The organism is Allobosea sp. 2KB_26 (assembly GCF_052115715.1).
Classification (GTDB): domain Bacteria; phylum Pseudomonadota; class Alphaproteobacteria; order Rhizobiales; family Beijerinckiaceae; genus Allobosea.
In genome coordinates, this window is record NZ_JBFRHE010000006.1 from 34,005 (window position 1) to 48,897 (window position 14,893).

General features: G+C 64.6%; 14 protein-coding genes. 5 read left to right on the top strand and 9 right to left on the bottom strand.

What is annotated here, in order from left to right; all coding sequences use genetic code 11:
• Positions 1 to 27 precede the first annotated feature (27 nt).
• The 3 genes from AB4099_RS17630 to AB4099_RS17640 all read left to right on the top strand — a co-directional run bounded on the left by AB4099_RS17630 (position 28) and on the right by AB4099_RS17640 (position 2,943).
• Entirely contained in the window at positions 28 to 837 is an 810-nt protein-coding gene (locus AB4099_RS17630; RefSeq protein ID WP_441478987.1) for an SDR family NAD(P)-dependent oxidoreductase, read from the top strand.
• Positions 838 to 956: 119 nt separating this feature from the next.
• Positions 957 to 1,589 (top strand): VOC family protein, encoded by a 633-nt coding sequence (locus AB4099_RS17635; protein WP_441478988.1) that lies wholly within the window; start codon positions 957 to 959, stop codon positions 1,587 to 1,589.
• Between the two features lie 439 nt (positions 1,590 to 2,028).
• Positions 2,029 to 2,943 (top strand): pirin family protein, encoded by a 915-nt coding sequence (locus AB4099_RS17640; protein ID WP_113511141.1) that lies wholly within the window; start codon positions 2,029 to 2,031, stop codon positions 2,941 to 2,943.
• 44 nt (positions 2,944 to 2,987) lie between these two features.
• Here AB4099_RS17640 and AB4099_RS17645 read toward each other — a convergent pair whose 3' ends face one another.
• From AB4099_RS17645 to AB4099_RS17660, 4 genes are read right to left on the bottom strand one after another with little or no spacing between them, the layout of a single operon-like run.
• Positions 2,988 to 3,266, bottom strand: a complete 279-nt coding sequence (locus AB4099_RS17645; protein WP_113511140.1) for a GNAT family N-acetyltransferase — start codon at positions 3,264 to 3,266, stop codon at positions 2,988 to 2,990.
• Positions 3,267 to 3,320: 54 nt separating this feature from the next.
• A complete protein-coding gene (locus AB4099_RS17650) occupies positions 3,321 to 3,785 on the bottom strand; it encodes a DoxX family protein (protein WP_441478989.1) in 465 nt (154 codons plus the stop codon).
• 22 nt (positions 3,786 to 3,807) lie between these two features.
• Positions 3,808 to 5,385 carry a DHA2 family efflux MFS transporter permease subunit gene (locus AB4099_RS17655; RefSeq protein ID WP_113511138.1) on the bottom strand — a complete coding sequence of 526 codons (1,578 nt, stop codon included), beginning with the start codon at positions 5,383 to 5,385 and terminating at the stop codon, positions 3,808 to 3,810.
• A 26-nt stretch (positions 5,386 to 5,411) separates the two neighbouring features.
• Entirely contained in the window at positions 5,412 to 6,560 is a 1,149-nt protein-coding gene (locus tag AB4099_RS17660) for an HlyD family secretion protein (RefSeq protein WP_113511137.1), read from the bottom strand.
• A gap of 256 nt (positions 6,561 to 6,816) precedes the next feature.
• Here AB4099_RS17660 and AB4099_RS17665 point away from each other — a divergent pair, with 256 nt between their 5' ends.
• Complete coding sequence (locus AB4099_RS17665; protein WP_113511136.1) at positions 6,817 to 7,782, top strand: LysR family transcriptional regulator; 966 nt, start codon at positions 6,817 to 6,819, stop codon at positions 7,780 to 7,782.
• Positions 7,783 to 8,386: 604 nt separating this feature from the next.
• Here the strand turns inward: AB4099_RS17665 and AB4099_RS17670 are convergent.
• The 5 genes from AB4099_RS17670 to AB4099_RS17690 all read right to left on the bottom strand — a co-directional run bounded on the left by AB4099_RS17670 (position 8,387) and on the right by AB4099_RS17690 (position 13,735).
• Complete coding sequence (locus AB4099_RS17670; protein ID WP_441478990.1) at positions 8,387 to 9,622, bottom strand: FtsX-like permease family protein; 1,236 nt, start codon at positions 9,620 to 9,622, stop codon at positions 8,387 to 8,389.
• Positions 9,619 to 10,281: an ABC transporter ATP-binding protein gene (locus AB4099_RS17675; RefSeq protein ID WP_441478991.1), complete on the bottom strand. Its 663-nt coding sequence runs from the start codon at positions 10,279 to 10,281 to the stop codon at positions 9,619 to 9,621. The genes AB4099_RS17670 and AB4099_RS17675 overlap by 4 nt, the downstream gene beginning before the upstream one ends.
• A 34-nt stretch (positions 10,282 to 10,315) precedes the next feature.
• The gene (locus AB4099_RS17680; protein ID WP_441478992.1) at positions 10,316 to 10,780 is read right to left on the bottom strand and encodes a hypothetical protein; all 465 of its coding nucleotides are present in this window, start codon (positions 10,778 to 10,780) and stop codon (positions 10,316 to 10,318) included.
• Positions 10,781 to 10,808: 28 nt separating this feature from the next.
• Positions 10,809 to 12,554 carry an alkaline phosphatase gene (locus AB4099_RS17685; protein ID WP_441478993.1) on the bottom strand — a complete coding sequence of 582 codons (1,746 nt, stop codon included), beginning with the start codon at positions 12,552 to 12,554 and terminating at the stop codon, positions 10,809 to 10,811.
• A gap of 407 nt (positions 12,555 to 12,961) precedes the next feature.
• Positions 12,962 to 13,735 (bottom strand): SDR family NAD(P)-dependent oxidoreductase, encoded by a 774-nt coding sequence (locus AB4099_RS17690; RefSeq protein WP_113511130.1) that lies wholly within the window; start codon positions 13,733 to 13,735, stop codon positions 12,962 to 12,964.
• A gap of 104 nt (positions 13,736 to 13,839) precedes the next feature.
• Between AB4099_RS17690 and AB4099_RS17695 the strand changes: the two genes are divergently transcribed.
• Entirely contained in the window at positions 13,840 to 14,763 is a 924-nt protein-coding gene (locus AB4099_RS17695; protein WP_441478994.1) for an AraC family transcriptional regulator, read from the top strand.
• Positions 14,764 to 14,893 lie beyond the last annotated feature (130 nt).

Sequence of the window (14,893 nt, forward strand, 5' to 3'; positions counted from 1 at the left end):
CCCCCTTGGGGCAATGGAGATGAAACAATGAGCCAGGGATTCAAGGGTTTCGCACTGATCACCGGCGCCTCGTCCGGTATTGGCGCGATCTACGCCGAGCGTCTGGCACGCCGTGGCCACGACCTCATTCTCGTGGCGCGCAATGCCGAACGGCTGCGCAAGCTGGCCGACAGGATCGCAGCCGAGACGGGCCGCAAGGTCGAAGTGATCGCTGCGGATCTCGGCAAGCGCGACGATCTCGCCAGGGTCGAGGCGGAACTGAGGAGCGATCGGCGGATCACCACGCTGGTCAACAATGCCGGTGTCGGTGCGACGGCTCCGCTCCTGCAGTCGGACATCGAGGGGATGAGCGACATGATCGCTCTGAACGTCGACGCCTTGATGCGCCTGACTTACGCCGCCGTACCGGGATTCGTCGAACGCGGCGGCGGAACGATCATCAATATCGCTTCGATTGTCGCGGTCGCACCGGAGCGCCTGAACGGCGTCTATGGTGGCTCCAAGGCCTTCGTCCTGGCCTTCAGCCAGTCCTTGAAGCATGAACTGTCGGACAAGGGCGTGCGGGTTCAGGTCGTGCTGCCGGGAGCGACGGCCACCGACTTCTGGGAGATCGCCGGAAAGCCGGTCGAGTACCTGCCGAGCGAGATCGTGATGACAGCTGCGACGATGGTCGACGCGGCCTTGGCTGGCCTGGACCTGGGTGAGTTCGTCACCGTGCCGTCCCTGCCGGATGTGGCTGACTGGGCTGCCTTTGAGGAAGCACGGCAGGCGCTGCTGCCCAATCTTTCCCGCGCCGAACCGGCTGCTCGCTATGGCGTCAGGCCCGAAGCGGCGTAAGCTTCCCGATGGGCGGCCGGTCGAAGGGCGACATATGTCTCAATCGCCTGGATCTCTGTCATTTCAGGCGATTGGAGCTGTGTCGCAACTCTCACTCATCTGCATGGAAGGAGTTCGACATGAGCGATACTCAACTGCGCAGCGAAACTGCAGACAAGAGCCTCGGAGCCCTGGCGGCCGACCTGAAGCTTGAGGTCGTGAGCATCCCCGTTGCGGATGTCGATCGCGCCAAGCGCTTCTACGATGGCTTGGGCTGGCGCCTTGATGCCGACATTGCAGGCGACAATTTCCGGGTCATCCAGGTCACGCCTCCGGGCTCGCCCGCTTCTGTCATTTTCGGCAAGGGCAACACGGTGGCCCCCTATCTCATCGTCTCCGATATCGTGGCGGCGCGCGCTGCGCTCGCCGCTCGCGGAGCCGAGGTGAGCGAGATCTACCATTACGGCGAGCAGGGAGACCGTCGCAGCGGGCCCGAGCCGACACGGCGCAGCTACGCGTCGTGGCTCTCGTTCAAGGATCCGGACGGCAACGAATGGCTGCTGCAGGAGGTCACCCACCGTCTGCCCGGACGGGTCGAGGCGGGCGATACAAGCTTCGCCTCATCCAGGGAGCTCGCAGCCACGCTCCGGCGTGCGGCGGCCGCGCATGGCGAGCACGAGAAGCGGAACGGCGGCCGGCATGATGAGAACTGGCCGGACTGGTATGCCGAATACATCGTGCAGGAACAGGCCGGCAAACCGCTGCCGACATAAGGATGTGCTGCGACGTCATCGGCCGCTCGTTGGGCCGGAACTGCTCACAGATCCGGTTGAAGCGAGCGGCCAGCGCGTGACCCGCATTGCTTGCTCCTGAGCCGCGGCGCGCCCGTCAGGATCAGGAGACCGCGTCCGGATTGGCGATGGCCCGCCACGATGACCTTTCGGCGGGCCGTTCGCGAGAGCGGAGGGTTATGCCGCGTCGGCGGCGGCAGCGCTCCTTGCAAAGCCCAGCGCCGGATCGATGAAGTTCGCCGACGGCGGCGGAAGCGCTCCGCTCCCGAACTCTCTGTTCTCGCTGGTCGAACAATGGCGCTGTGCATGATCTCGCCATCCTCGACGGTGAAGCTCATAATCTACTCCCGGAAACGAGGCCGATGATGCGCCGCGGCGATCGATCCGGTTTCCGCTTGGTCCGTGCGCAAGGGAGAAGCCGATGAGCTGGATGCCGACGGAAGACCCGATCACGGGCGATCGAAAATCCTGCGATGCGCTCGAACTCGTTATCGTTCCGCGTGTGCGCGATCTCGGCGGCTTCAATGTCAGGCGCGCCTTGCCGCACGGAAGGCGCCAGATGGTCGGCCCCTTCATCTTCTTCGATCATTTCGGGCCTGTGCAGTTCATCGCCGGTCATGGCATGGATGTCAGGCCGCATCCCCATATCGGTCTTGCAACAGTCTCCTACCTGTTCGACGGCCGCATCATGCACCGGGACAGCGAAGGCAATGTGCAGGAGATCAGCCCGGGCGCCATGAACCTGATGACGGCGGGACGGGGCATTTCCCATTCCGAGCGCACGCCGGAAACCGACCGCGACGGGACCCATACGATGCTCGGGCTGCAAAGCTGGATTGCGCTTCCTGTCGCGCAGGAGGAGATTGCTCCCTCCTTCCAGCATTACGGCGCGGCCGATCTGCCGACCATCCGGGACAAGGGCGTGAAGGCGCGGATCATCGCCGGTTCCGCCTTCGGCACGACGGCGCCCGTCAGCATGGCATCCGAGTGGTTCTATGTCGAAGTGTCGCTTGGCGCAGGCATGAGCGTTCCGCTCGACGCCGATCACGAGGAGCGTGCGATCTATGTCGTCGGCGGCGAGATCGATATCGCGGGCGACCTGTTCGAGGGCCCGCGCCTGTTGATCTTCAAGCCGGGCGACCGGATCACGGTGCGCGCGACCAAGCCGACGACAATGATGTTCCTGGGTGGCGCCGCGCTCGAAGGGCCCCGTTACATCTGGTGGAACTTCGTGTCATCGAGCAAGGAGCGCATCGAGCAGGCCAAGGAGGATTGGAAGCAGGGACGTTTCGGGCATGTACCGGACGAGAGCGAGTTCATTCCTCTTCCGGAATAATCGGGCCGTTCGCAGCGGGAGCGCGGGCGGTTCCTCACCCGCGCTCAGCCGTCGATGATATCGTCATATTCAGGATGCCTGCTGGCCCAACCCGCCATGAAGGAGCAGCGGAGGACGATCTTTCGCCCGCTGGCACGGATGAGGTCGAAGGTCCCTTTCGCCAGCCTGGAGCCGATACCCTGGCCCGACAGTTCCTGTGGTACCTCCGTGTGGGTCAGCACGACACGGTTTGCGTCGAGCCGATAATAGGCCAGCGCCAAGCCTCCATCGACTGCGAGCTCGAAGCGATTCAGATCCGGCCGGTCGATGACGGTGCCGTCCATGGCTTGCTTCCTTCCGTTTCAGCTCACGCGGGTCCGATGCTGCTCCGTTCCCGGTCATCGGGAACGGAGCCGCCCGAGCAGGATGCGGATTTGACGACGTCCGCCTCCCATTGCCAAGGCGAGCAGAATGCCGCCGAACAGGCCGGCATTCTGGAGCAAGATCACGCTCTGGGGCAGGGGGATGGGGCCTGCATCATTCCAGGGGGCATGCGCAATCAAGGTCGCCATCGCAGTAAATCCCGCGAGCAGTCCCGCGCCGATCCAACTCGTCCGCTGCCAGATCAGCAGGGCTGATCCGCCCAGCTGTGTCCCGATGACGGCGACTGCCATGAGGGTCGGTAGCGGCAATCCATTATGGGTCATTTCCTGTACTGCGCCGCCAAAGTCGAACAGCTTGCTGACTCCGCTGAAGATGAAGGCTCCGGCAAGCAGCATGCGTGCGAGCAGATATCCCGAATGATGTGTCTCGACTTCGGGCGAAGCCCGGTCGCTGGACGAAGATGGTGCTCTGATAGGCATGGGGTGTTCTTTCCCTGCGTGATTACAAGAGCTTCCCGGGCAGCATCGTCCGGCGGAAGCCAAGGGTGATCAGGAGCGACGCGAGCATCATGACGCCGAGCAGCAGGAACGCGTCGCGATAGGCCAGGACGAAGGCTTCCCGCTGCAGCGTGCGGGCGATGAGAGCGGTAGCGGCCCGCGTCGCCTCGATCTCGGGTAAGTGCGACGAGAACATCTGCGACAGCGCCTCGATCCGCTGCGTCGCCTGATGGCTTGCGGCTGTCACATGTTGGCCGAGCAGGTTTGAATGCACCTGTTCCTGAATCCGGACGAAGGTGCCAACTGCGGCCACGCCAACCGCCGAGCCGACCGTGCGCAGGATGTGAACGAGCGATGCGATCCAGGGAATTTCGCGTAGCGCGATGTCTTCGGTGATCATGACCATGATCGGAATGGCCAGGAATGGCGCTGCGCTGGACTGTACGACAAGCGGAATGAGAACCTGGTTCGCGTTCCACTGGCTCGTGAGGCCGGCCATCATCAGGAGGCCAGCGCCCTGCAGCACAGCGCCGAAGAGCAGCAGGCGGCGTGGATCGACCCTGTAGCAGAGGCTGGCTACGAGCGGCATCAGGAGCAACTGCGGCAAGGCGGAGGCCAGAAACACGCTGCCGCTCTCGAGTGCCCTGTAGCCCTGCACCCGCGCGAAATATTGCGGCAGGACGAGAGCCGACGACATCACTGCGATGCGCGTCAGGAACATCATGAACAGTCCGAGCCCGGTATTGCGTCGCCAGAGCAGACGGGGATCCACCAGCGGATCGTGATGCAGGAGCGCATGGACCAGAGCGCCGCCGAGAAGAAGCACGGCTGCGGCTGCCAGTCCGGTCATGAGCCCCGAGGCGAACCAGTCGAGGCGGTTTCCCTGATCCAGCACAGTGACGAGAGCCGCCAGCCCGAGCGAAAGCGCGATCAGGCTGAAGCCGTCGGGCCGCCGAAAGCGCATGTACTTGATCGGATCGCGCGTCAGGCCGTAGGACCCGGCGAACAGCGTCAATGTTCCCGGCAGCACGTTCAGCCAGAACAGATACTGCCAGGTGAAGTGATCCATCACCCAAGCTTCGATCGACACCGAGAGGCTCGGCGTGAAGGCTGAGATCAACGCATAGAACGATAGGCCATACAGACGCATAGGCTGAGGCAGATGGCGCATCGTCACCGCATAGGCCATCGGGATCAGCACGCCGGCGCTGAGCCCGCGCAAGGCCTGGACCATCAGCAGAACCGTGAGTGACGGACTGAACGGCGCAGCCAGCGAGAAGAGCGTGAAAAGCAGGGAACCAAGAAGCACGCCGCGGGCTGGGGACAGGATCCCGCGTAACCAGACCGCGGCCGGAATGGCGGCAACTTCCGCCGTTATGTAGGCGGTCGTGATCCAGGAGCCTTCATCGGCTCCGATACCGAGCGCGCCCCGAATGTCGGCGAGGCCGATTTCAGTCAAACGCGCATTCACGAGCGCGGTGAACGTGCCGAGCAAGACCGCGGCGACACCGACAAGTGCGCGCAGGCTCGGTGCGGCCACCACTGGACGTGCAGCAGCTGCGGGATGGATTGCCGTGGCCATGGATCGAGCCTCCCAAGGTAGCGGGCTCAGCGTTGAGTCTGTTCCGGCGCCAACCGGTCGGTGTGGATCGTCGTGACGACCGACATTCCGGGACGCAGCAGTCCCTCCAGCTCCGGCGTCGGATCGAGCGCGATCCGGACTCCGATGCGCTGGGCGACCTTGGTGAAATTGCCGGTTGCGTTGTCTGCCGGCAGCAGGCTGAACTCCGCGCCGCTGGCGGGCGACAGACGCTCGACGCGGCCCGTCAGGGCGCGGCCCGGGAAGGTATCGATCGTCACGCTGACGGCCTGGCCTGGCCGGACCTGCGAAAGCTGGGTTTCCTTGTAATTGGCCACGACATGAACCCGTGGCAGCGGCACGATCGAGATGAGCTGCGAACCCGTGCGGACATATTGTCCTTCGCGAACCGAACTCGCGTTGGTGATGCCGTCGATCGGAGCGGAAATTCGCGTGTAGCCGAGATCGACGCGCGCAAGGTCGAGGGCCGCGCGCCGGCTTTGCAGTTCGGCACGAGCCTGCTGATCCTGGGTGCCGAGCACCGCGAGCTGTTGGCGCTGAACTGAGATTTCAGCCCGCTTCTCCAATAGGCGCGCATCGAAGCGCTTCGTATCGGCGACGGCGAGTTCGAGCCGCTGAGCCGTCGTCCAGCCATCGCGTGTCAACGCTTCCTGTCGACCGCGTTCCTGAACGGCACGGTCGCGATCGGCGAGGATGGCCGCGATACCGGCCTCCGATTGAGCGATGACATGATGCTGCAGTTCGGTCCGGCTTTCGATATTGCGCAGCGCGGCATCCGCCGCTGCGACGCCGGCTTCTGCCTGCCTGACCCGAGCCGCGTGTTCCGTATCCTCGATCGCGAACAGGGCATCACCCGCCTTTACCGGCTGAAAGTCCGCGACCGCGACCTGGGTAATCCGGCCGCCCGTTTGGGCGCTGATGGGGACGGTGTCGGCACGAAGATAGGCGTTGTCGGTCGTCTGGTCGGTAAGTCCCGCAATCCAATGTCCCCAGCCCAGCGGGATGACGATGGCAAGCCCGACGCCCCCCACCAGCACGGAGGTACGGGCGAGGTTGATCAGCGCGCGGCGCGGCTTTCTCTTGTGCTGCGCCGGTTGTTCGCTTGTCGTGGCGGGGTGCCCCTCTGGCGGGCGAAGGCGGGCGATTGCAGCGCTCATATCGATGTTCCCCACCGGCCAATCTGATTTGCCGGGTGCGGCCCGAATATGGGATCTCAGCGCTTATGATTGAAATGAAATGACGCCATTTGAAGAATGAGCCACAATCATATCATCTGCATCGGCGACGACGTGGCACGTCATGAACTTGAGAGAGCCGCCGGGGTGCTTCGGCTGCTGGCTGTGACGTCGGGAATGCGCCAGACGAGGCTGCTGCAAAGGCCGACCGGTTCCCCCATGGACAACGCTCCGACCCATGAGCATCATTCATAAGCTTGATTTGAATCTCATCCGCATATTCGATGCGGTCATGGAGGAGCGGGGTGCGTCGCGCGCCGCCGCTCGCCTGGGCTTGACCCAGTCGGCCGTCAGCCACTCGCTGAACAAGCTACGGCGCATCCTCGACGACGAGTTGTTCGTACGCGGCCCCGGCCGAATGCACCCGACTCCGCGCGCCGAAGAGCTGGCGCAGCCGATAAAGAGCGCGCTTCGTCAGATCGAGGCGGCGTTTCACGGGCCGGTTTTCGATCCGGGTTCATCCGAAACGCGATTTGTCATTGCGACATCCGACTATGTCATCGGCGCCTTGATGCCGAGCGTTCTTTCAAAGTTGCGACGGATTGGGCCCGGGCTGCGCTTCTGGCTGCGCCCGTTCAATGATCTCAATCTGGTGGAAGAGCTCGATCGCGGAACCCTGCATCTCGTCATCGGAGCGTTCGGGCGCGTTCCATCCCGGTTCGTCATGGAGCCACTCTTCACTGGACCGAATGTCTGGGCCATGCGGAGAGGCCACCCCGCTGCGACCGGCATCTTTGGGATGGAGGAACTGGCGGAGTTTCCCCATCTCGACATTCTCATTGCGGGCCAAGGAGCAATGACGGCGGGCGGAACAATCGATCAGGAAGGTCTCGAGCGGGCCTATGTCAGCAGCAACCCTCTCCAGCTCGAAGCACTGATGGCGGAGCATGGCCTGACGCGCAAGGTCGGAGCGATCGTGTCACATATTCTCACGGTGCCCCCGATTATCGCCGCCACCGATATGATCGCGTTCGTCCCCCAGCAGCTGGCGGAGCAGAACCCAGCTCTTGAATTCCGCGATCCACCTTATCCGAGCCCGGCGCTTCAGATCTCGATGCTTTCGCATCGCACGATGGGCGCGCACCCATCGGTTGCCTGGTTGCGGCAGGAATTGGTCCAGGAGCTTGCGAGCCTATCGGGCTAGGCGTGCTCCGACCGCAATGGATCCTGGGGACCATGCGCGCATTCGGGGCCTGTGCCGGCCAGCGCAGGGGCAGGGGCGGGGGGAAGGCCTCTGCAGGACCCGCGGCCTATCTCTTCGGAAGGGTGAGTTCATTGCCGCGGTGGCCGGGGCATAACGTGCAGCGTCGCCCCTAGACGTCACTCCCACCTCGTTTCAATTCCCAGGTCAGTATCGCCAGTGCGAGCCGTTCGAGCTCCAGGTCTGTCATCGGATTATGGGCGGCGGCGGCGTGGATCTCACCGGCACGCGCACAAGCACGCAGGTAATCAGCCTCCGAATTCAGCACGATCGGGCGCCGGCCAGGGAACTCGGGAGCGCGGTTTCGGCGGCGCTCTGGTCGTTCGTCACGCATTCCTGATCATCGCGTTTTTGACCGCCATCGATTGCCATCCTCGAATGCCATCATGGTGCGGCGAGAGGTTAGGCTCATCGCGGCCGATGACAACCCTGCGTTGCGGTCATTGGACGGTTTCGTTAACCAACCACTAACCGCCGGGAATGGCACCATGATCAGCCCCGGCCGTTCGGCCTTGGCCTTCGGCAGTGAAACGGAAGCAGCGGCGCTTCAGTCGCGCAGTCCCGATGCGATGGGACTGGCGAATGAAGCGACGGCCGGCAGCAGGCTGAGAACGGTGCCGATGACGAACAGCAGCCCGATCTGCAGGAATTCAGGCTTGTCCAGCGAGATCGCGAGGCGAAGCCCGGTCTGTGCCTCGATCAGGCCTGACAGGACACCGGCGGCAGCGCCACCGAGCAGCAGCCCTGTGATACAGCCGAGCGCCATCAGCAGGGCCATTCCGATCCAGATCACGAGCAGGACATAGAGCCGGGGTGCGCCCATGGCACGCAATACGGCGTAGCGCCGCCGCCGCAGCCCGGTCACGGCAATCAGCAGCAGAAGGATCGAGGCCAGCACCAGCGTCGCGTTCAGGGTGGAGGCGAAGACAAGGACACCACGGGCGTCACCGAGCGAGCGATAGATCCCGACCAGGACTTCGGCGGGAAAGAACGCCATGGTCCCACCCTGGCGGTACTGGCTGCGCAGGGCATAGGCCCCGGCCACGCTGCGCGGCTTGACGACGATCGCGGGCACGCCGGGCACAGGCACGCCATCGAAGGGCGGCCCGATCGACTCAATTCCCTGCGCATGTCCATTGCCGAGCCCGTGAACCTCCCAGACGCTTTCGATCGGCACCAGGATCGCGCGGTCCCAGGGCGATCCGAGCGGGGGCAGGCGTCCGACGATGGTGTAGTCGTGGCCGGCATGGCGATGGCCTGCCTCGTCTTCAGCCTCCTCGCCCGGCTTGTGCGTCTGGCCGGCAACGCCATGCGACGGCGTGATGCTCTCGCCGAGCCGATAGTCGACATCGGCGCCGATCAAGGCTTCGCCTTCCCTGGCGAAGAGGCGCCCCTCGCTCGGTGCGACGCGGCCCCAGCGTGTGGCAAAGGCCGCGGTCGTGCCGATGATCGGATAGCCGCGCGTGACGTCTCCGAAGGCGATCGGCGCGAAGGCTGCGACACGCTCATCCCTCGCCAGTGACTGGAGGACGCTCCCCTCCATCAGCGGGATCGCGTCGAGTTGCAGATAGACCGTCGACATCAGCAACTGGGTCTGGCTGCCGGGCGCACCGATGAGCAGGGCGAAGTCATCCGCAGCTGCGGCCGAGCTCTGTCGCAGCGCGCGCTCCTGCGCGCCGATCGCCACGCCGACTGCAACCGCCAGCGCCACCAGGGCAACGATCGCGGCCGCCGTCCAACGCAGCGCACGAAGATCGGCGAGGACCATTGCAAAGGGGTTCATGCGGCCTGCTCCATGATCGGAGTGGCGGCCTTGATGTCGAGCCGCCGCTTCAGCCGTGCCAGCAGTGCGGCGTCATGCGTGGCGCAGATCAAGGTGGCGCCGGCCTCATTGGCCGCATCGACCAGCAAGGCGCCCACCTCATCGGCATGGGCCGCATCCAGACTGGCCGTGGGTTCGTCGGCGAGGATCATGGCAGGCCGCCGGCAAACTGCGCGTGCAATCGCGACCCGCTGCTGCTCGCCACGTGAGAGAGTGCCTGTCCGGCGGCGCAGATCAGCGAGGCCCATGCGCGCGGCGACGATTTCGGCATGCTCCCGCTCGGCCGGGCCAACCCTCCAGGATGAGAAGGTCGTGGGCAGCGTGATGTTGGCGAGGATGTCGAGTTCCGGGATCAGGTGGAAATCCTGGAAGACGAAACCGAGCGTCGAGAGACGCCAGCGGTCGCGACCGCCGGGCGACAGGGAGGAGACCTCCGTCTCGCCCCAGGAGACCTTGCCTGCGCTCGGCACGATCAGCCCTGCGATCAGGTGCAGAAGCGAGGTCTTGCCTGAGCCCGAGGGACCGCGCAAACCGATATGAGCGCCGGAAGGCACTGTGAGTTCGGGAATGTCCAGCACGCGGAAGGGGCGCCCGTCGCCGCCGCGATGGTCGAGCGTCACGCTTGAAAGCCGCAATATCTCGGCGGCGGATCGCTCAGGCGAGTGTGAAGCGGGCATCGACGAGTCTGATCTGGCTGACGAAGCCGGTTTCCGGGTCCGTGGCCGAGCCTATCTCCAATCGACCGGACACGACGACCTTGCGGCCGGCGCTGACCATCGGCGTGATCTCCTTCATGAAGACGACGACGATGTCGACAGGCCAGTCGGCATCCGACTGGCAGAACGGGCAGATCGCCAGCGGCTCGCGCGTGAGCACGAAGAAGCGGCTTTCAGGCTTCAGCGGGGGCGCCATGTAGCCGGTCAGGCGCACCTCCTGTCCGCGCAGGGCCGTGACGCGGTCGGAAAACTGGAAGCCGAGCACACCGAAGGATTTGTAGAGGCTGTCGAAGGCGATCGTGGCTGGCTCCGCCGCACGGACCTCGCTGCAAAGCAGGGCCACCGCGAGACCCATCAGGGTCACGCGGCGGGTGGTCAGCATCTCATGGCGTTGCCGTTGCATCGCTCGTCCCTGTCGGCGGCTGGTCGGCTCACTTGCCGCCGAGCGCCAGCGCTTCCGCCATGACGCGGAAGACATAGGTGTTGGGCTTGTGGCCGCGGAACTTCTCGGCGCCGGGGCCCATCGCGGTCAGGATCACGTCGTCGGCGGCGTGGACGCCGCTATTGGCGTCGAAGGGCAGATTGCCTGTCCGGCGCGCGGCCAGCGGGCCGGTGCAGTCCTTCTCGTTCGCGATATTGGTCTTGCCGTCCGGGCCCTTGACCGCCGGTACGCGTTCGCCGGTCATGTCCGGGCGGCCGGTATCGCAGGTGTCGGGATAGCTGCCATAGACCACCGCGAGGCGGCGCGAGGTGTCGACCTTGGTGGGGTAGCCGTCCGCGTCGAGCGGGCCGTAATTCGGCGGCACGGAGTCGGCGTAGACGCCGAGCTTGTCGCGCAGAAGCTGGCCCGGACGGTCGTCGTCATAGGTGCCGATGATCGAGATCGGGTGGGCGTGATCGGGCACCACGATGATCAGGGTGTCGTTGCGGTCGCCGGCGAAGTCCTTCGCCGCCTTCACCGCGTTGTCGAGCATGATCGTATCGAACACCGAACGCTCCCAGTCGAGCGAATGGCTGTACTTGTCGATGCGGGCCGACTCGACCATCAGGAAGAAACCGTCCTCATTGCCCTTGAGCATGTCGAGCGCAGCCTTGGTCTGCTCGACCACGTCCGGCTGGTCGGGGAACTTCGCAACCGTGCCCTTCTTGGTCAGCCGCAGATCGAACGCGCCGTCGATGTTACCGGTGTTGTAGAGGCCGAGCAGCTTTTTCGAGCCGGCGGCGACAGCCGCGTTCATTTCCGTCTTGGTGGTCGCGAGCGTGTAGCCCGCCTCCTTGAACTTGGCGATGAAGTCGAGCTCATCGGTCCGCTTCGAACCGGGTGTCGTCTTGGACAGGAAGTTCGGGGAGCCGCCGCCCATGATCACGTCGGGCTGCACATCGTGGAACATCTTGACGATATCGTTGAAATCCGAGCGGCGTCGGGTGTGGGCCACCATCGAAGCCGGGGTCGCGTCCTCGATTTCCGAGTTGGTGACGACGCCGATCGCCATCTTGCCGCGGCGCTTGATCACCTCGGCAATGGTTTCGACCTTGGGATGGTCGAGTGTCAGGGCGTTCTTGGCGCAGTAGACGCCGAGCGCATTGACGCAGGATTTGTGGCCCGTGGTGTAGGCATGGGCTGCATTGGCGCTGTCGGTCACGATCGAGTCCGTGCCCGAGGTCGAGATCAGCGCCATGTTGGACATGTCGTCCATGGCGAGCTCGCCATTGTAGCGACCTTCGTCCCAGCCCTTGGAGAGAATACGGGCCGCGGTGCGGTTGGCGACCGACATGCCGTCACCGATGAAGAGGATGACGTTCTTGGCGCGACGCGGCTGGGTGGTGGCGAAGACCTCCCATTTGACCGTCGCCTTGTTGGTTCCCTGCGTCGCGTCGACGGTATAATTGCCCGCCGGAAGCGTCGCGCCACGCAGCCACAGCGCAGAATGCTTCTGGCCTTCCTCGTTCTGCATGAAGGTCGTGGCCTTGCCGAAGATTTCGGCGGCCGGCTTGCCGTTGATCGTGACCGCGACGTCGGCCGAGGTCGGAGCGTTCGGGAACTCGACCTTGAAGTCGAAGCGCGAGCCCTCGAGGATTTCGGCACGGTTGATGGGATAGATCGTCTGCGCGGCGACCGGGGCCGCAGCGAAGGCGCTGCCAAGTGCTACCGCATGCCAAAGCGTTCTCAGTTGCATCCCCAACCTCCGATAATCCGTGATCCCTTGGATGGGGTGAGCTAGTTGCAGCCGCACATGACAGGATGGCGACAGCCCTGCATGTTGTTGCGCAGAATAGCACCCGGCTCGGCCCGCCCCAATAACGACGGGCATCAAAGGACGGTCTGCAGACCGATGCGCTGCTGCGCCACTCCGGAGATGGGCGGCCTCGACACCTGCGTCCCGGGCATACGCGACGCGACGGCTGGCCGCCGGGAACATGTCATCATGGCGGGAGACGACGGCTCGCTCTGAGACGCCGGCGCGTTCGCAGAAGAATCGCCCGGGATCGTCGGGGGGGCGGGTTGGGCGAGTGTCCAGCTGCCCGACTTCCCGTGCAGCTTGGATGGTCGCGGCTCGACCTCAGGAGGCGCTGCGGTTTCGCCTCAGCAGGCGAAGGACAGTCTGGCGCCGCCGGACGCTTCGATGGACTGTCCGGTGACCCATCGGAATTCATCCGAGAGCACGGCTGCGATCACGGCGCCCACATCGCTGGCTTCTCCGAGACGCCCCAACCCGGTCTTCTCGACGATCGACTGAATGATCTCCGGATAGCGATCGAACGCATCGTCGCCGATCCGGGTCCTGGTGGCGCCCGGCGCAACGGCGTTCACGCGGATGCCGCGGCGGCCGAACTCCTTGGCCATGTAGCGGGTGAGCACGGTCAGGCCGCCCTTCATCGATGCATAGGCGGAATAGCCCGGCTCCATGCCGCTCTGCAGGGTCGAATTGCTCGTCACATTGACGATGGCACCGCCGTCAGCAAGCACTGGAAGCAGAGCCTGGGTCAGAAAATAGGGGCCCTTGAACAGCACCCGCATGAAGGAGTCGAAGAGCTCCTCGCTGGTGTCCTCGAACAGGGCCATCTGTCCGAAACCGGCATTGTTGACGAGGTAGTCGAAGGAGCCTGTGTTCCATTCGCGCTGCAGCACTGCCGTTGCCTCATCCCGGAACGCCGCGAAGCTGTCGCTGCGCCCGACATCCAGATGCAGGGGTATCGCCTGGGCGCCCCTTTGCCTCGCTGCTTCGACCACATCGCGCACGCGATCCTGGTGGCTGTTGTAGGTGACGATGGAATCGACGCCGCGCTCAGCGAGCGCGACGGCCGTTGCAGCGCCGATGCCCGAGCTGGCGCCGGTGATGATGGCGATCTTGCGCATGGGAACTCTCCTTGCAGGTCTGTTGCGATGGCGAAGACCTAGGCCAGCGATGCAAGATGATCTATAATGCATCATCCGAAATTCATTACGGATCGTCCAAAGCTATGGAACCACTCGCCGATGTGATCGCCTTGCTTCGCCCTCGCGCGGCCGGGACGAAGATGATTCAGGGGGCCGGGCGCTGGGGCGTGCGATATTCGCGCATGGACTATGCCGGCTTCGGCCTGGTGGTGGCCGGAGGTTGTTGGCTCGCCGTCGACGGTGATGAACCCCATCGCCTGGCCCGAGGCGACTTCGTCCTGATGCCGGCCGTCCCAGGGTTCACGATCACCAGCGACCTGGAGGTCGAGCCTCTTCCGCTTGATGCATATGAAGCGGTTGCACGGGGAGCCAGCGACGTCCGGCATGGCGACGCGGAGCGCGAGGCCGAGTTCAAGCAGCTTGGCGGCTATTTTCAGCTGGAGCCCGGCAACCGCGGGCTGTTCGCCGGCCTGTTGCCCGGCCTCGTCCATATCCGGGCTGCCGATCCGGCGGCGGAGCGCCTCGTTAGGATGATCGACCTGATCACCGACGAAGCGCTCGCCAACCGGCCGGGACGCGACCTCGTGATCGACCGGCTCATCGAGGTCCTGCTGGTGGAGGCGCTCCGCTTCCACGCAGCGAGCGCAGGCGTAGCGGCGCGGCCAGGGCTTCTGGCGGGGCTCGCGGATCCGCTTCTCGCCCGCGCCCTGCGGCAACTTCATGGCGATGTGGCGCGCGGGTGGTCGGTGGATGCGCTGGCCCGGCAGGCGGGCCTGTCCCGCTCGGCCTTCAGCGAGCGCTTCAATCGGAAGGTTGGGGTGCCGCCGATGCAATATCTGATCGAGTGGCGCATCGCCTTGGCCAAGGCGATGCTCCAGCGCGACGCGCCGCCGCTCGAGGCTGTTGCGGCCGCGGTAGGCTATCAATCGGCCAGTGCCTTCAGCACCGCCTTTCGCCGCGAGGTCGGCAGCTCACCCAGCCATTTCATGCGGGCAGCTGCTGCTTGAGCGCGGCTTGGCGATGCCGACGCCGACCGCGCGTATTGTGCTGCGGTCTGCGTCTGCCAGCGTTCTGGCGCAGCGGCCGGTTTGGCACGCCGCAGGGATCGAAGCTCTTCCTTCTCAGGTGAGGGATCGG